The 16930-nt window shown below is 44.5% G+C and carries 14 protein-coding genes and 1 tRNA gene; 5 read left to right on the forward strand and 10 right to left on the reverse strand.

Features of this window, described 5'->3' with window-relative positions:
• Positions 1–8: 8 nt before the first annotated feature.
• Positions 9–335 carry a gamma-glutamylcyclotransferase gene (locus tag E0H94_RS06005; RefSeq protein ID WP_131325566.1) on the forward strand — a complete coding sequence of 109 codons (327 nt, stop codon included), beginning with the start codon at positions 9–11 and terminating at the stop codon, positions 333–335.
• Positions 336–461: 126 nt separating this feature from the next.
• Positions 462–537: transfer RNA gene (locus E0H94_RS06010), tRNA-Thr, on the forward strand.
• Between the two features lie 56 nt (positions 538–593).
• Here E0H94_RS06010 and E0H94_RS06015 read toward each other — a convergent pair.
• From E0H94_RS06015 to E0H94_RS06025, 3 genes are all read right to left on the reverse strand, one after another.
• Positions 594–1433 (reverse strand): SAM-dependent methyltransferase, encoded by an 840-nt coding sequence (locus E0H94_RS06015; protein ID WP_131325567.1) that lies wholly within the window; start codon positions 1431–1433, stop codon positions 594–596.
• A gap of 4 nt (positions 1434–1437) precedes the next feature.
• A complete protein-coding gene (locus E0H94_RS06020) occupies positions 1438–2736 on the reverse strand; it encodes an FAD-dependent oxidoreductase (RefSeq protein WP_131325568.1) in 1299 nt (432 codons plus the stop codon).
• A 438-nt stretch (positions 2737–3174) separates the two neighbouring features.
• The gene (locus E0H94_RS06025) at positions 3175–4062 is read right to left on the reverse strand and encodes a pirin family protein (RefSeq protein ID WP_131325569.1); all 888 of its coding nucleotides are present in this window, start codon (positions 4060–4062) and stop codon (positions 3175–3177) included.
• Positions 4063–4369: 307 nt separating this feature from the next.
• Here E0H94_RS06025 and ycaC point away from each other — a divergent pair, with 307 nt between their 5' ends.
• Positions 4370–4996, forward strand: coding sequence for an isochorismate family cysteine hydrolase YcaC (gene ycaC, locus E0H94_RS06030; protein ID WP_131325570.1), 627 nt, complete (start codon positions 4370–4372; stop codon positions 4994–4996).
• A gap of 83 nt (positions 4997–5079) precedes the next feature.
• A complete protein-coding gene (locus E0H94_RS06035) occupies positions 5080–6036 on the forward strand; it encodes a LysR substrate-binding domain-containing protein (protein ID WP_131325571.1) in 957 nt (318 codons plus the stop codon).
• Positions 6037–6128: 92 nt separating this feature from the next.
• Here E0H94_RS06035 and ahpC read toward each other — a convergent pair whose 3' ends face one another.
• The 3 genes from ahpC to gabT all read right to left on the reverse strand — a co-directional run bounded on the left by ahpC (position 6129) and on the right by gabT (position 9663).
• The gene (ahpC, locus tag E0H94_RS06040) at positions 6129–6692 is read right to left on the reverse strand and encodes an alkyl hydroperoxide reductase subunit C (protein WP_131325572.1); all 564 of its coding nucleotides are present in this window, start codon (positions 6690–6692) and stop codon (positions 6129–6131) included.
• 218 nt (positions 6693–6910) lie between these two features.
• Complete coding sequence (locus E0H94_RS06045) at positions 6911–8368, reverse strand: NAD-dependent succinate-semialdehyde dehydrogenase (protein ID WP_131325573.1); 1458 nt, start codon at positions 8366–8368, stop codon at positions 6911–6913.
• Positions 8365–9663 (reverse strand): 4-aminobutyrate--2-oxoglutarate transaminase, encoded by a 1299-nt coding sequence (gene gabT / locus E0H94_RS06050; protein WP_131325574.1) that lies wholly within the window; start codon positions 9661–9663, stop codon positions 8365–8367. Before gabT ends, E0H94_RS06045 begins: the two co-directional genes overlap by 4 nt.
• Before the next feature lie 156 nt (positions 9664–9819).
• Here gabT and E0H94_RS06055 point away from each other — a divergent pair, with 156 nt between their 5' ends.
• Entirely contained in the window at positions 9820–11319 is a 1500-nt protein-coding gene (locus E0H94_RS06055; protein ID WP_205679289.1) for a PLP-dependent aminotransferase family protein, read from the forward strand.
• A gap of 66 nt (positions 11320–11385) precedes the next feature.
• Here E0H94_RS06055 and E0H94_RS06060 read toward each other — a convergent pair whose 3' ends face one another.
• The 4 genes from E0H94_RS06060 to E0H94_RS06075 all read right to left on the reverse strand — a co-directional run bounded on the left by E0H94_RS06060 (position 11386) and on the right by E0H94_RS06075 (position 16482).
• On the reverse strand, positions 11386–12825 hold the full coding sequence (locus E0H94_RS06060) for an amino acid permease (protein WP_131325576.1): 1440 nt from the start codon (positions 12823–12825) through the stop codon (positions 11386–11388).
• A 659-nt stretch (positions 12826–13484) separates the two neighbouring features.
• Positions 13485–14678: an ABC transporter permease gene (locus E0H94_RS06065; protein WP_131325577.1), complete on the reverse strand. Its 1194-nt coding sequence runs from the start codon at positions 14676–14678 to the stop codon at positions 13485–13487.
• 38 nt (positions 14679–14716) lie between these two features.
• Entirely contained in the window at positions 14717–15670 is a 954-nt protein-coding gene (locus E0H94_RS06070) for an efflux RND transporter periplasmic adaptor subunit (RefSeq protein ID WP_131325578.1), read from the reverse strand.
• On the reverse strand, positions 15667–16482 hold the full coding sequence (locus E0H94_RS06075) for an ABC transporter ATP-binding protein (protein ID WP_264757545.1): 816 nt from the start codon (positions 16480–16482) through the stop codon (positions 15667–15669). The genes E0H94_RS06070 and E0H94_RS06075 overlap by 4 nt, the downstream gene beginning before the upstream one ends.
• Positions 16483–16930 lie beyond the last annotated feature (448 nt).

Here is a 16930-nt window from a genome sequence, read left to right on the forward strand (position 1 = left end):
TTTTTATCATGTTGAGCTTATTTGTTTATGGCACGCTTGGACCAAGCCGCCCCAATGCGCATATTTTAGAAAATATGGGTGGGACATGGGCAACAGCCTATGTCCATGGTGAATTACATGCCAAAGGTTGGGGCGCAGACTTAGGCTTTCCGGGTCTTATACTCAATGAAAATGCTTCTGCTGTACAAGGCTTTGTGTTTTTCTCGGAAAATTTAGCCCGACATTGGGCAATTCTCGATGAATTTGAAGGTGAAGGTTATGTCCGTAGCCCAGTACAAGCCACCTTAATCGAGACAGGTGAATGTATTAACACTTGGATTTACCGTCTAAAATAGCTTTCTTTTTATACAAAAATAGCCAATCAATCGAAACTTGTATTCAACGCATAACGCTGAGCATTCAATCGTTCATTTTTTGGCTTGCATTCAAAACAACTTAATGTAAAATGCACAGCACAAGATGCCGGCATAGCTCAGTTGGTAGAGCAACTGACTTGTAATCAGTAGGTCCACAGTTCGAATCCGTGTGCCGGCACCATTCACTTAAGCTCACTATTTATTAGTGGGCTTTTGTTGTTTTTAGACCTGCATTTTTTATTTCTTCTGTGCGGTCACTTGCACATACCGCACTACACCCTGCTCAAATAAATGCCGACACAATTTTGCCGTCAACTGAATCTTCATCAAATCAAAAGCTGTATATGGCGCGACTGCATGTGGCATTTCTGTCTGCTGCTGAACATATCGGGCAAAGCCACCCAATACAGCTTCAGAACAATCCTCAATTTGAATCTGTTCAAAACCCGCTTGCGCCAACTGTTGCTGTACAGCAATTTCATCAAGCAAGTCTTTTAAATTCACATCGGCAGCTTTAAGCAACAAGGCCAACTGCATTTTTTCCACGGCATTTAAATTCAAAAACTTTGGGCTTAAAATTAAGCAATGAAATCCCAAATGCCCTTTTGAATTTAAAACGGGCGCAACTGAATTTAAAAATGAATTCAAAGCACTGTGATAAGCCGCATCGAGACACAGCACCACATCAAAAGCTTGCTGAAAGGAAATTTGTTTTAAATTTAAAAAAGATTGGCAATGAATGGCTTGCAGCTTGGGTATTGCTGTTTGAATTTGTTGTACACATTTGGGTTGTAATTCAACCGCTTCAATATGTTGTACCTGATACTGTTGTTGCCAATGCAACAGGCTTGCCCCCTGTCCACAGCCCAAATCTAAAAGATGATCAGACGCGGTTAATTGCACACTGTGGGCCAAATGATCGGCAAGGGCACGGCAAGCTTCGGGATAGGTCTGATGTATTTCAGACCAATACCCCAAATTGCTCCAAGCCAGTTCGCTGCTGTCCCCTAATAATTTTGCATTGATGGCATATTTATGTTGGGAAACCTCTGTGCGAAGCTGTTGGAGCCATTTCATGAACTTAGTAGCCGAGTTGCGGAGCAACCTCTACTTTAGGCTTTAAGCCGACGAACGGCAATGGTGCACCAAAAATCTCAGCAATATTCATGGCAGAGGTCACTGCCGATTCCAAGATTGGTAAGCCATCACATGACCAAGAACCGCAGTAGAATACTTTGCGATTAGGTTGCTTATGACGTTCTTGCAACTGTTTATTCAAGGCCACGGTTTCCGAGTTCACCACCGCACGGGTTAACGTTACACTGGAAATGATCTTTTTCGGATCAATTTCAGTCACAGGACGCCAAGTTTGGAACACAGGATTTTTACCCACGAGGCTTGGCTCAACTGCGTTTAACCAGACCGTGAATTGCTGACGGGTAAATTTGCGGTCCATCATATAACTCAACACTGCCCAGTCTTTACGCTTCGGTGGCATGACAGACGTGTCGGTATGAATGACCAATTGACCTTGTTCAAACTTAAATTGTTTCAATAAATCAATATCGTCTTTAAATTGCGCTTGATCAAGGAAGGTATCAATTTTATTGGTCGGGGTTGCAATCACCACACGGTCAAATTGATAACTTTCGCCAGCGGAATTTTCTACCAGCACTTTATCGCCTTGCTCTTTCACATGGTTAATCGCTGAACCACTGTGGATTTCAATGCCTTGAATGAGCTTATCCACCAAGGCTGGCGTACCGCCCTGCATACGTAACAAGGCATCACCATCGGTGAGTTGACGTAAGAAGGTCAACAACGGTTTTGCAGGCCAGTCACCAATGGTTTTCGGGTTACAAGTACAAATGGTGTATAACACTGGCATTACCGCACCATGCCAGAAGACTTCTTCAATATCATTCTGATTAATGAATTCAGCCAAGGTAATCTCTTGATTCTCAGATTTAAAAAATTGAGAAATCGCGGTTTTTAACTGCAACATACCTTTGACCAAGCGCCAACCATATTGTTTGATGCCTTTACGGTTATTGATAATTGGGAAATTACCAATACGGGTACGTGTGGTGGTGAGCCATGTTTCGGTTTTATCTTCAAATAACCAGCTACATGCCATATAGGTTCGTACTGGGTAAGTTTGAATACCTAAATACGTTGCTAAACTTAAGGTGTTTTTCCACAAGTGTGGATTCATGACACGCAAAGGTGCATCAATCAGACCGCCTTCAAATTCAGTACTGTGACTATCCATTCCACGGCCTGGTAAGGCTTCAAAAATTGTAATGTTATGTCCAGCATCTTTAAGAATTCTCGCCGTAGCCAGCCCAGCCATGCCACTACCAATAACTGCTATATCCAAAGTTATTATCCGTCAGTTACACATTAAGGAAATTATGTACCACAGGGCCACAAAACAGACTATTAAAAAATGCCAGAATCCATGCTTTTAAAATTCGTTAACAATTTAATTTTAGCCCGCCAAATCGATGACTTAGTGCATGCTCACTTTTCACACAAAGTTATTTTCCAAAGCATATATTTTTTATTTTCTTTTTAAAATTAGTTCGTTATATATATTCATCTTTCACTTTCAATTTTACAAGCAAGCCAAAGGTGAGTATCATACACCGCATAAAAACAACAACTCCATCACACTAACCCCAATATGACACTATGCAAATCTAATTGATACCATCTGTGTCATCCACAACAAAGCTTAAAGCGCAAAAAGCCCCGAATCACCTCGAGGCTCCTTCTTTTTTTCTACAATGTACAGGATTTAGATTGGCTAAATGGCTTAGCGATGATGTTCCTGAACTGGAATCTCACCAAATTTCCCTTGATTGAAATCTTCAAAAGCCTGAATGATTTCCTGTTTGGTATTCATCACAAACGGTCCATAACCCTGAATTGGCTCATTCAACGGTTTGCCAGTCAAAATTAAGAATTTCGCATCAGCAGTAAGCGCTTCCAACTGAATCTGTGGTTCAGCATCATGGGCAAATAACACAATCGAGTTATCCAACACTTTTTGATGGCCGTTCAGCAGCATCTCGCCTTGTAGCACCACCACCAAGGTATTGTGATCGACTGGCACAAATACCTCTTGGCGATGCTCCGCTTTCAGCATGCCATCCCAGACATTGACTGGACTAAAGGTCGAAGCCGCGCCTTGCTGCTCTGCATAAGCACCCGCAATCACACGTAAATACCCAGCTTCATCTTCAAAGTGAATCACAGGAATCTCTTGGGCTTGAATGGCCTGATATTGTGGTGCCGTCATTTTATCGGCTGCGGGTAAATTCACCCACAACTGTACCATTTCAAACAGACCACCTTGCGCAGCAAACTCCGTCGAGTGAAATTCTTCATGCACCAAACCTGAACCTGCAGTCATCCACTGCACATCACCGGTTTGGATGGTGCCACCACCGCCACTAGAATCTTTATGTGTCACGGCACCTTGGTAGGCAATGGTCACCGTTTCAAAACCACGGTGCGGATGTGAACCTACACCATGCTGTTCTTTAGTGGCTGTAAATGGATATGGCGCGGCATAATCCAACAACAAAAATGGGCTAATCGCTTGTCCTAGACGGTCATAAGAAAATAGATTTCTAACAGGGAAACCATCCCCCACCCAATGCATATTTTGGTTACGATACACGCCAGTAATTTTTTTCATTTCAAAACTCCTATCTCTAGGATTTAACATGCTGCCATGTTAAGCATTTTAAAGTGCAGGACATAGTGAGCTTATGCGATACACCATCCTATTTTTACAACAATCATCCCAAAATATTGAATTGATATATTTTTATTTACGGGTTGAGTGCAACAACAAAACTATCTCAGAAATAAGACAATCTTTCCCAAGATCATCCTTTAAGCTCAATCGAGTCTCTGATTAATATAACAACAACGCAACCATGCTCTGAGGATCACAATGCGCATGGCTGACTTCGCTGTCTGTCCACTCAAGGAATAAGAAAATGGGTAAACCGTATACTCGCTTAGATAAAAATAATGCTGCCGTGTTGCTGGTCGATCATCAAACTGGACTGTTGTCCTTGGTGCGTGACATCGATCTCGATAAATTCAAAAATAATGTACTGGCTTTGGCCGATGCCGCCCAATATTTTAATTTGCCCACGATTCTAACCACCAGTTTTGAAAATGGGCCAAACGGTCCTCTGGTTCCAGAGTTAAAAGCAATGTTCCCCGATGCACCGTATATTGCCCGCCCGGGACAAATTAATGCTTGGGACAACGAAGACTTTGTCAAAGCCATTAAAGCCACAGGTAAAAAGCAACTGATTATTGCAGGTGTCGTAACCGAGGTCTGTGTGGCTTTTCCAGCGCTATCCGCACTGGAAGAAGATTTTGAAGTGTTTGTCATTACCGATGCTTCAGGTACGTTCAATGCCTTGACCCGCGATGCCGCATGGGAACGCATGTCACAAGCTGGTGCGCAACTCATGACTTGGTTTGGTATGGCGTGTGAACTGCATCGTGACTGGCGAAATGATATTGAAGGCTTGGGCACGCTCTTCTCTAACCATATTCCAGATTACCGTAATCTCATAAATAGCTATAATCAAAATACAGGGCAAAAATAAGGCAAAACACAATGCATTGCAGCATGACATCCATGCTGTAATGCGCTTTAAACTTCACATCACATGACAAACAGAGGTGGCAAATGCGTTCATTTGATGACTACTATTATTTTTATTTAGTGGTCAAGCATGGTGGATTCAGTGCAGCCAGCGAAGCCAGTCAAATTACCAAATCGAAACTCAGTCGACGGATTCTTGAGTTAGAGCACCAATTTAACATCACCCTCATTCAGCGTTCGACTCGACATTTTAAAGTGACCGCGTTGGGACAAGCGTTTTATGAAGAATGCTGCAAAGTGATTGCACAAGTCGAATGTGCTGAAAATGTCCTGCTTCAACAGAAAAATGAACCACAAGGTTTGGTCAAAATCAGTTGTCCCTCCGTGATGTTGCAATACCAAGTCCGCCATCTACTCAGCCAATTTCTGAAAGATTACCCACGAGTTGAAGTGGAACTCGAATTAACCAGCCGTCGAGTCGATGTTTTACATGATGATATTGATCTTGCGCTACGGACCAACTTTGCCGCCAACGAGGATGCCAACATTGTTGTACGTGATGTGATGCAAACCACACATTGCTTGGTCGCCAGCCCCTCTCTATTAAAAGATCATGACATTCAGCTAATTACCGAACTTGGTGATTATCCAAGCGTTGTACTGGGGACACAAAAGAGTCAGTATGCTTGGCATTTACATCATCGGGGTCGTAATGAAAGCATTGAAATACCCTTACAGCCACGCCTGAAATGTAATGACTTGGCAGGGGTTTATTTTGCCGCACTGGATGGTTTAGGCATTGCAGATCTGCCCTATTTAACCGTTGAGCAAGACCTTGCTTCAGGCAAACTGATTCATATTTTACCTGAGTGGTGTTCTAACCTTGGCACGGTGCAATTGGTTTATGCTTCTCGTAAAGGACAACGTCTGGTTGTAGAAAAATTAATTCAGGTGCTGATGACAGGTTTGCGCGCATTGGCACAGGAGCAACCTGGCTATCTGTCCCCGATTGATCATCCCATCGCTCTCAATAGACCTTAAGCGGCAAGCTCAATTTGACTTGAATCATCTTAGAATTTAAAAAAAACCCAGAACCGAAGTTCTGGATTTTTTAAATTCAAACTGCTTTCGGTTTAGATTTTACCAATCAGGTCAATCGATGGTGCCAAAGTCGCATCACCTTCTTTCCATTTTGCAGGGCACACTTCACCCGGATGTGCATGCACATACTGGGCTGCTTTAACCTTACGCAACAACTCCTGTGCATCACGACCCACCCCACCCGCATTAATTTCAATAATTTGGATTTTCCCTTCAGGGTCAATTACAAATGTGCCACGATCTGCCAAACCGTCTGCTTCAATCAGCACTTCAAAGTTTTTCGCCAAGACCCAAGTCGGATCGCCAATCATAGAATATTGAATTTTCTTAATTTCTTCCGAACTGTCATGCCATGCTTTATGCGTGAAATGGGTATCGGTCGATACGGAATAAAGCTCCACACCCATCTTTTGAAATTCAGCATAATGATCGGCTAAATCGCCTAATTCGGTTGGACACACAAAAGTAAAATCGGCAGGATAGAAAAACACAACCGACCATTTGCCATAAAAATTCTGTTCAGACACTTGAACAAATTCACCATTTTTATAAGCCGTTGCGTTGAAGGGTTTGACTTCAGTATTGATTAAACTCATGTGCTTTTCCTCAGTATTGGTTACAGTATTTGCTTAACGTGAAACCAAGGATAAGAAATTTTCTCATATAGGTAAAACAGTAGTTTTTTATTATTTTAATCGGTTTTATAGATTTAAAATTTAGATGTTCTTCCTCTTTTTAATGATTTTATCCGATGCAAATAAAAATGCTGGTGACCGCCGAAGCCATCACCAGCATTTTTAACCCACAGCAAAAATTATGCTGAAGTGTCGGTCACATCGATACACATGTACTTCATTTCTAAGTACTCTTCGATGCCCCACTCTGAACCTTCACGGCCTAAACCTGACTGTTTCACACCACCAAACGGAGCAACTTCATTCGAAATCGCGCCTGTGTTTACACCCACCATGCCATATTCTAACGCTTCGCCCACACGCCATTGACGTGCAGCACTTTGGGTAAAGATATAGCTGGCTAAGCCAAACTCAGTGTCATTTGCCAGTGCAATCGCTTCAGCTTCAGTTTCAAAGCGGAATAAAGGTGCCAATGGACCAAAGGTTTCTTCTTTCGCAACGCGCATGTCTTGCGTTACATCACGCAGAACCGTTGGTTCAAAGAAGGTTTTACCTAAGGCATGTAATTGACCACCGATCAGTACTTTCGCACCTTTCGCTTGAGCATCATCAATATGCGACTGCACTTTAGCCACGGCTTTTGCATCAATCAATGGACCTTGAGTCGAGCCTTCGACACGACCATCACCCACTTTTAATTTCGCAACTTCAGCTACTAGGCGCTCGCAAAGGGCATCATAAATGCCTGCTTGCACATAGATACGGTTGGCACACACACAAGTTTGACCACTGTTACGGAATTTGCTCATCATCACGCCTTGAACGGCTTGATCAAGATTTGCATCATCAAATATGATCACAGGCGCATTACCACCCAACTCTAAAGAGAGTTTTTTGATGGTTGGTGCACATTGCTGCATCAAAATACGACCCACTGGCGTCGAACCTGTGAAGCTCAGTTTGCGCACCACATCGCTGTTACACAATGTTTGACCCACTTCAACCGCATCACCCGTAATGTTCAACAAAAGGTCTTGTGGCAAACCGGCTTGCAAGGCCAACACTTCTAATGCATAAGCCGATAACGGGGTTTGTTCCGCCGGTTTCACCAACATTGAACAACCCGCTGCAAGTGCAGGTGCTGCTTTACGGGTAATCATCGCTGCGGGGAAGTTCCACGGCGTAATGGCCGCAGTCACACCAATCGCTTGCTTGATCACCACCAAACGCTGATGTGCTTGCGTTGGGGGAAGAATCGCACCATCAATACGACGCGCTTGTTCTGCAAACCAACGAATAAACGAGGCTGCATAGGCAATTTCACCACGTGCTTCAAGCAAAGGTTTACCTTGTTCCGCCGTTAACAACTGCGCCAAGTTTTCCTTATGCTCGAGCATCAATTCATACCACGCCCACAAGATGTCGGCACGATGTAAAGCAGTTTGCTTTTTCCAAAGTGCTTGTGCTTGTTCAGAACGAGTAATGGCTGCTTCGACGCCCGCTTGGTCATAGGTTTTTACCCATGCCAGACTTTCACCCGTCGCTGCATCTTGAACTTCAATAAAGCCGCTTGAAGCAGGCGCTTCAAGGGCAATATCAGGATGTGCTAATAAATATTGCAATCCTTGTTGAATCATGCTGATTGCTCCGCAGTTTGCGCCCCAACAGTTGCTGGCAATGCTAAAGAATCAAAACCTTGTTTTAAAATGTCTAAAGCTTGACGGAATTGTTCTGTTGGAATGGTCAGTGGATATAAGAAACGAATCACGTTGCCATTTTTACCACAAGTTAACAACAACAAACCTTTCTGCATTGCAAAAGTTTGTACAGCTTTGGCGATCTCTGCATTTTCTACTTCAACAGCAACCATAGAACCTAATGCACGAATATCATTCACGATGGTCGTTTCAGCTTGAATTTGCTTCAACGCAGTGACTAATTCTGCACCTAAAACATTGGCACGTTCACACAGCTTTTCTTCTTCAATGGCATCAATCACTGCATGTGCTGCTGCAACTGCAATTGGGTTACCTGCGTAAGTACCACCTAAACCGCCTGGGTTTGGTGCATCCATAACGTCGATACGACCCACTACACCTGAAATTGGGAAACCACCACCAAGGCTTTTCGCCATAGTGATCAGGTCAGCTTTAGTTTCGTAATGATCCATTGCGAACAATTTACCTGTACGCGCAAAACCAGTTTGAACTTCATCAGCAATCAACAAAATACCGTGTTGATCACAAATCGCACGTAAACGCTTTAAGAATTCAGCAGGAACAACGTTAAAACCGCCTTCACCTTGTACTGGCTCAAGCACGATAGCTGCTACGTCATGTGCAGATACATCTTCACTGAAAATATTTTCAACACTTTCAATGGCTGCATCAACAGAAATACCTTTAGACGCCACTGGATAACGCGCATGGAATACGCCACCCGGCATTACACCAAAATCGCGTTTGTACGGTGCAGTTTTACCTGTCATTGCCATAGTCATGAATGAACGACCGTGGAACCCGTTACCAAAAGTAATAATGCCGTGACGGCCTGTATAAGAACGTGCGATTTTTACCGCATTTTCAACCGCTTCTGCACCTGTCGTGAAGAATGCAGTTTTTGCTTGACCCGCAATTGGTGCGCGCTCATTGATACGCTCAGCCAAAGATACATAGCTTTCGTATGGTGTTACTTGGTAAGCCGTGTGGGTGAATTTGGTTAACTGTTCAGTCACAGCCGCAATCACTTTTGGATGACGGTGACCTGTATTCAATACCGCAATACCGCCAGCAAAGTCGATGTATTCGTTGCCATCTTTATCCCAAATTGTGGCATTTTCTGCTTTTTCTGCATACCACTGACACATCACGCCTACGCCGCGTGGGGTTGCTTGCTGTTTACGCGCATTGAGTGCAGAATGATTAGCATCCATTATTGTTTCCTCATTTTTTCATCGTCAATTACAGCTTTGGTCTATGCATCCGTTCGCCTAATTTCAGGATGCTTTACAATGACTGCCTATGACTGTAATTTCGCGCTTCTTGGGTCAACTGACCAGAGCCACTTTTTAACTGTAGGAGAGAGCCAATTGCGCAGTTTGTTAGGTGATCATTTATTACAACGTCTCCAGCAAGATACAGAGGGTAAGCTGCATCAGCGCCTATTCCGTTGCTTGAGAGGTGCGATTACCGACGGTGTCATTCAGCCTAAAACGCGCTTACCTGCATCTCGTGATTTGGCCAATGAAGTCAAGGTGTCGCGCAATACCGTGTTGTCTGCTTATGAGCAACTGCAAGCCGAAGGCTATTTGGAAGCGCGTACGGGTCACGGCACTTGGGTTGCGGAACATTTACCCGAAGTATTTTTAAATACCATTCATGGCAAGAAAGTTGAAGGAATTGCCAAAGCCAAAAAAAATGCATCTTTATCACAACGTGGCACACAAGTGATGGGACATGCCGCAGCATCTCCACATCAATGGGGGGCTTTTGTCCCTGGTGCACCGGATGTGACTGAATTTCCGCATCATATTTTTAGTCGAATTCAAGCACGTTTAAACCGTGAACCCAATATTGAACAATTAATTTACAGCAATGCTGGCGGCTGCATAGAACTACGTAGCGCACTGGCCGATTACTTACGTGTCGCCCGTTCAGTTCAATGCGATACCGACCAAATTATTATTACCGAAGGGATTCATCAAGCCATTGATCTGGTCTCTCGTGCCCTATGTGATATTGGCGATCAAGTTTGGATTGAAGATCCGGCCTATTGGGGAATGCGCAACACTTTGCGTATTAATGGCCTAGACATTCATCCCATGCCTGTAGATGCTGACGGAATTATTCCAGAACAAAATCCAGAAAAACCACCCAAACTGATTTTTGTGACGCCGTCACATCAATACCCATTAGGCTCGCATCTGAGCCTAGAACGACGCAAGCAGCTCTTGAGTATTGCCAAACAAAATAATAGCTGGATTGTGGAAGATGACTATGACAGTGAATTCCGCTTCTCGGGACACCCTTACCCATCGCTGCAAGGTTTGGAGTCCGATGCTCCCGTCATTTACATGGGGACATTCAGTAAAACCATTTATCCTGCACTACGTATTGGCTACTTGGTGGTACCTCGTTCACTCTTTTCACCGTTAAGGATTTTGGCAGCAGAATTGTATCGCGGTGGGCATTTGCTTGAACAAAAAGCCTTAGCGGTGTTTATTCGTGAAGGACATTATGAAGCACATATTCGACGCATGCGCCTGCTATATGGTAAGCGTCGTGCTTATCTGGTCGACTTAATTCATCGCTACTTAGGTCCCGAATTTGTACACGAATACAGTCATGATTCAGGGCTACATTTGGTCATGAGACTGCCTGAACAGTGCGATGATGTTGCCATTGCTTCCACAGCCTTAGAACGTGGCATTAAAGTTCGTCCATTGTCGCAATACTATATGCACTCACATGCACGCGCACAGCGTGGCCTGCTAATGGGTTTTGCCTGTGTGAATGAGCGCGATATGGTGATGTCCTTTGGCGTGTTATTGCAATGTCTGCGTGAAGCGGGTGTGCCCACTGTGAATTGATTTATACATTGTATAAAAAAGAGTCTCCTCGTGGAGACTCTTTTTTTCAATACAGATAGATGGAGATTAAACCAGCTTTTCTTGTTTGTTGTGCGCTAAATGCGATGCTCTACGCTCTTTGCCCCAACCTAGTTTTTCCGACAATACGCCAAAGAACACAATCGTACCAAACAACACGGTGGTGTAGATCACTTCTTTGAAATAGGTGCCTTCAATCAACATGGTCAGAATTGCCCCAATAATCGCGATGATCACACCATAAGTCACATAAGGGAACATCCACATTTTAAAGTCGATTTGAACCCCTTCTGCTTCAAGCTTTTTACGCATACGCAATTGCGAATAGGCAATCGCCAAGTACACATATAATGTCGCTGCACCCGTGGTTAACATGAAAACATCATAAACATCCATACTCTTGCTTGCTGTTAAAATCACCGCAATTACAGAGAAGAAACAAGACACAATCACGCCGACAGCCGGACTACCATGACGGTTCACGGTACCAAAACTCTTCGGTGCATCACCACGTTTTCCTAAAGAGAACAACATACGTGAACAGGTATACAATGCCGAGTTAAAGCAGCTACAAACCGAAGTCAGTACGACAAAGTTGACAATATGACGTGCGCCAGGAATGCCTAGTGCAGTCAGGGTCACACTATAGGTACCCCAAGTCGAATCTTTCAAAAGTTCATTGTTGTGCGGAATCAAACACACTGCCACAAACATTGAACCCACATAGAACAAAATAATACGCCAAACGACTGAGTTAGAAGCCTTACGAATTTCTTTAGAAGGATTCGCCGATTCTGCTGCGGCTACGGTTACAATCTCAGCCCCAATATAGGCAAACATTACCCCCAGTAAGGCGGTAATGACCGAGGATGCCCCATTTGGCATAAAGCCTTGTGAAGTCAAATTACTGATACCCGATGCAGCAGGATTACCCCACGGCCACAAGTGCATAATCGCTAAACTACCCAGCACAAGGAAAATCACAATCGCGATGACTTTGATCAGGGCAAACCAAAATTCGAATTCACCGTAATTCTTCACATTTTGTAAATTGACCGCAACCAAAGCAACAATCACGACCACCATATAGGCCCAGATGGGGATAAATGGAAACCAGTTATTTAAAATTTTACCTGCAACATAAGCTTCCCAGCCCATGAGCATGGCGAGCGTACACCAATATAACCAACCAATCGAAAAACCTGCCCAACGCCCAATGGCACGGTCAGCATAAGTTGAAAAAGAACCACTATCAGGGTTTAAAACGGCCATTTCACCAAGCATACGCATGATGAACCAAACCAATAAGCCACCTAAAGCATAAGTGAGAAAAACCACAGGTCCAGTGTTATAAATAATACTGCCTGAACCGACAAATAAAGAACCACCAATGACACCCGCAATAGAAATCATGGTCAAATGGCGAGATTTAAGCCCGTTATGTAAGCCTTGAGAGCCGTTGGCTCCTGACGTTTGATGTCCAGCCATACAATTTTCCTTAACATGATAGAAATATAGCTGTCCCAAAGTCGGTTTACCCTAGGTCATCAATATTCCTAATTTTTGTTGAATCTGCCCAATGCCTAAAAACAAAGGATGGAGTGGGCAAATCTGACGTTTCCGTATGCATACTTCTATATAAGCTTAATTTGTCGTTTTGGCACTCAAGAAACGAGAGCCATTTTTCTTAAGAAGCAAAGAGCCAATTGTTGTTTTTATGCACCAATTTTGTGCGTTTATGTTATTATTCAACATTAATGACTGTTAAATTCAGCTCATATTTAATATAAAAATAGATATATATCAAATCATTATAATTAACAAAACATTAAAATACATGCCAGTTAGAGTACTCAATATTCTAAAAGGCGTCGGTTATTGATTATCTATAACTTTAGTCTGGTTTTACATTATTTAGTCAAACTAAATAAAAAAACCTTCCTAGCCAAGCCAAGAAGGTTTTAAGTGTTTGGAGGCAACGGGATTGCCATATTTGCCTTCATTGGCACGGTTAACCATACAATTTCAACTCAAAAGCTTAAGAGAAAACACATACAATATTCATTCTAAGATATCTATTTATAATAAATTTAAGCGTATATCCGCCTATAAATACAGTTTTATTGGCCCAATTCAATTACCACCACTCAACGTCCCGAAAATACGAGGCTTGGTTCCAGCTTCAGTACAGGACGCACGCTTAACGCAGCAGCCACTACGCTAACCAACACAACAGTCACGGCACCCAGTAAAGGCGTGAACCACATCATCCGAAACGGATATCCAGCCATGATTGCCAGCTGTCCGATAATGGCACAAAGCCCAAGCCCGAGACCCGTTCCAAGCAGCCCGCATAGACCAGCCTGAGCGAACACCATCGTCAACAGGAGTCTTGGTGTGGCACCCATCGCACTGAGTACAGCATAATTACGTAGGTTTTCATTGGTGAACATGTAGAGCATAACGCCTGTTACGCCAAAGCCGACTGACATGGCCAAGGTCAGCATTGCTGCAATGTCACCCACATCTTCAGAATTCACCAGAAACCAATGAACGGTATCTGATTTAAACGCTGCAGACGTACGCGCACGCAGACCCGTTGCCGACTCAATGCGAATCGCCAAGTCTTCGGGAACCACCTTCGGTGCAGCAGTGACCAGCACAAAAGTGAGCTGACGTCGTTCTGGTGGCAAAATTCGAGTCGCATTCGAAAAAGTCGTATAGAGCAGTGGACGCGGTGGGAATCGGGGAAGTCCTTGCGATTGACCGAGAATCCGCACGCTGTGATCATTGACGAGTAATTCATCCCCTGTTGTTAGTTCACGGGTGGGCGCATCGAGATCCAATTTGCTAGGTGGCAATTGATCTGAAATTTGAAATGAAGTCTCCAACTTACCAGTAGTTCCTCCCGCATCGACCACCACGGCATCAGGTACTCTGAGTAAGCTAGGCATCACATTATCTTGGATAGGTGGCATGCCGATCAAGGTTGCGTCATCGACACCAATCACCTGAAAGGGCTGGTAACGTCCGTCTGGGAAACGGACATCTGCCGTAGCCAGCATGAGCGGTACCGCTGACTGCACCCCCGCTACACTGCGGACTCTTGCCAGTGCTTGTAGCGACATATTGGTTGTTTGCTCGGCTGAGTTTACTGCAGGATCCATCACCCATACATCTACGGTGCCGTTCTCGGTAATGGGTGCGTAACCGCGCGTCATAATTCCTGCGAAGTACGATGCAGCGAAGGTCACCAAGAATGATGTAAAGGTAATCCCAAAGATTAAACCCACGTATTTGGCACGATCACCGAGCAGCATTTTTAGGGCTATACGTAACATTTTGCTCCTCCTTCAATGCATGCTGACTGACAGAATCATCACGATATCTTCATGGAAGATGGCGTTGACGTGGATTGAGGATGCGTGCCGTTCGAAGATTTACTCGCTTTTGTCTCAATGAACACATCAACTTGCTGCCCGACGTAGATCGGCAAAGCGGTGTGATCAAAACTATAAATCACCTGCAAGGCACGGGTATCGACCCGCTCGGCGCTATCACCCGTCAGCGAGGTTTTGGGCAACACATACGGATCAACTCGTTCAAATTGCAGCGTGGTGTGTAGCGCTGGATTGCCACGCACAAATGCCACAGCACGTGCGCCTGGCTGAATCCGCCATGCATCATTTTCATCGATGTCAGCACGTACGAATAGCCGAGCATCGTTCCCGAGCAACATCGAAGAATCGCCGGGAGCACCATCCTGCACGAATGCACCGATACGCATCTTGTTTTGTAATATCCGACCACGGACTAAGGCGCGTACAGTATGCCGTTCAATATCCATCTGAATTTGCTTGACCTGCGCTTGGGCTGATGCCAGTGCTGCTTCGGCAAGTTTGACTGCAAAGCGCCGATTGTTTAACTCCTCGACGCTAATCGCCCGTTTATCCGATAAGCTGTTCGCGAGTTCGAATTGGCTCTTGGCTTGTGCGAGATGTGCGGCAATTTCTGTGACTTTTGCCACCGCTGGTATAAGTTGTGCTTGCTGTTCGCGATCGTCGATCTTGAACAACTTATCACCAACCTTTACTTGGCTGCCTTCGTTTACGTAGAGCTTGACCACAATACCGGATACGGGCGTACCGACCACAATATTTCCAGTGCTTGCCTCGACAATACCTGCTCCAGCAACGTAGCTCGCGAAAGGTGATTTTGGCGACAATACGGCTGGTTGGTATATAGCTGGTTGCCTGTTACCAATCAGTACCATCGTGACGGCAAGGAGCAGACCAACCAGTGCGAGTATCGGGAGCAGATATTTACGCATCATTGCACTTGTGCCTCCTTAGCGCCAACAGTCACTTCGGCAATCTTCCCATCATCCATGTGCGCGATACGGTCGGCGAACTGATAAATCCGAGTGTCATGTGTTACGACCAGCAATGCACGGTCTGGCGCTTGTGCGACATTTCGCAGAATCTCCATCATGGCATGTCCAGTGGCATGATCCAGATTACTCGTCGGTTCGTCGCAAATAATGATTTTAGGATTATGTACAAGCGCACGTGCGATTGCCACGCGCTGCTGTTGCCCACCACTGAGTTGGCTAGGGAGTGCATCTGCGCGTTCCGAAAGCCCAACCTGATCGAGAGCAGCCCGAGCACGTTGAAGGGCCAACTTGCGTTCTTCGCCGCTGATTAAGAGCGGTACGGCAACGTTTTCAGCGGCGGTCAATGTGGGGAGCAAGTTAAAGGCCTGAAAAACAAAACCAATGGTCGTTCCGCGAAAATGCGCTCGCTCGGCTGTATTCATGTTTTCTAGGTCTTTGCCAAGTACCGTACATTTGCCTGCATCGCGTTTCAAAATACCGCCGATAATTGAAATCAGGGTTGTTTTGCCGCAGCCTGAAGGACCCGCCAAGATGAGTAACTCACCTTGATAGACCTCAAGATTGATACCACGTAATGCGGTCACTTTTGCATCGCCGATACCATAGTCCTTCGTGACACCAGAACACTTGACGGCAATATCCTGACTCGGCTTCATTGGTTTTTGTCCCTCTGTCTTGTCACAGAAAGCAAGGTTTGATCCGACCAATCCTTGCGTTGCCCAGACCAACAACTTCGTTGAAATGCTTAGCATCGCGTGTGCGGAAAACGGCGTACTCGGCCAACTACGCCCTCACGGCTTTCATATCGATGTCCGCTGCGTTATAGGTCAGTATCATGGCGGATCAAGCTATTCATTTTTGATTAAATTTTATTCTAATAGATAACATATACTATGGAATCCCCACAGATCAATCGAATTTTTAGCGGCCTAAAATTGAATTGCCAGACGGGACTTCTACGATAAAATCAATCATGCGCTGTCTCTGACAAGGTTGGCATTCATACCATGCTGTAATGCTAGCGAAGTGATGGCGGTATGAGGATTCTGGTAGGCCGGAATGATTAAGATCTTGAGCAAAAGTCTGTGTATCTTTGCTCTATTCAAAGCCGCATTTTCTAAAGTTGTTATCTCAAAATTATGATCAAATTATTTATGAAATAAATTCAAATTTATATACAAGTCAACTGAACTTAAATGT

The sequence above is a fragment of the Acinetobacter sp. ANC 4173 genome (assembly GCF_004331255.1).
In the GTDB taxonomy this organism is placed as follows: Bacteria; Pseudomonadota; Gammaproteobacteria; order Pseudomonadales; family Moraxellaceae; genus Acinetobacter.

What these genes read in the sequence shown, in the direction of transcription:
- E0H94_RS06005 (WP_131325566.1), top strand. Translation starts at nt 9, where the DNA reads ATGTTGAGCTTATTTGTTTATGGCACGCTTGGACCAAGCCGCCCCAAT.
- E0H94_RS06015 (WP_131325567.1), bottom strand. Translation starts at nt 1,433, where the DNA reads ATGAAATGGCTCCAACAGCTTCGCACAGAGGTTTCCCAACATAAATAT.
- E0H94_RS06025 (WP_131325569.1), bottom strand. Translation starts at nt 4,062, where the DNA reads ATGAAAAAAATTACTGGCGTGTATCGTAACCAAAATATGCATTGGGTG.
- ycaC (WP_131325570.1), top strand. Translation starts at nt 4,370, where the DNA reads ATGGGTAAACCGTATACTCGCTTAGATAAAAATAATGCTGCCGTGTTG.
- E0H94_RS06035 (WP_131325571.1), top strand. Translation starts at nt 5,080, where the DNA reads ATGCGTTCATTTGATGACTACTATTATTTTTATTTAGTGGTCAAGCAT.
- ahpC (WP_131325572.1), bottom strand. Translation starts at nt 6,692, where the DNA reads ATGAGTTTAATCAATACTGAAGTCAAACCCTTCAACGCAACGGCTTAT.
- E0H94_RS06045 (WP_131325573.1), bottom strand. Translation starts at nt 8,368, where the DNA reads ATGATTCAACAAGGATTGCAATATTTATTAGCACATCCTGATATTGCC.
- gabT (WP_131325574.1), bottom strand. Translation starts at nt 9,663, where the DNA reads ATGGATGCTAATCATTCTGCACTCAATGCGCGTAAACAGCAAGCAACC.
- E0H94_RS06060 (WP_131325576.1), bottom strand. Translation starts at nt 12,825, where the DNA reads ATGGCTGGACATCAAACGTCAGGAGCCAACGGCTCTCAAGGCTTACAT.
- E0H94_RS06065 (WP_131325577.1), bottom strand. Translation starts at nt 14,678, where the DNA reads ATGTTACGTATAGCCCTAAAAATGCTGCTCGGTGATCGTGCCAAATAC.
- E0H94_RS06070 (WP_131325578.1), bottom strand. Translation starts at nt 15,670, where the DNA reads ATGATGCGTAAATATCTGCTCCCGATACTCGCACTGGTTGGTCTGCTC.
- E0H94_RS06075 (WP_264757545.1), bottom strand. Translation starts at nt 16,482, where the DNA reads ATGCTAAGCATTTCAACGAAGTTGTTGGTCTGGGCAACGCAAGGATTG.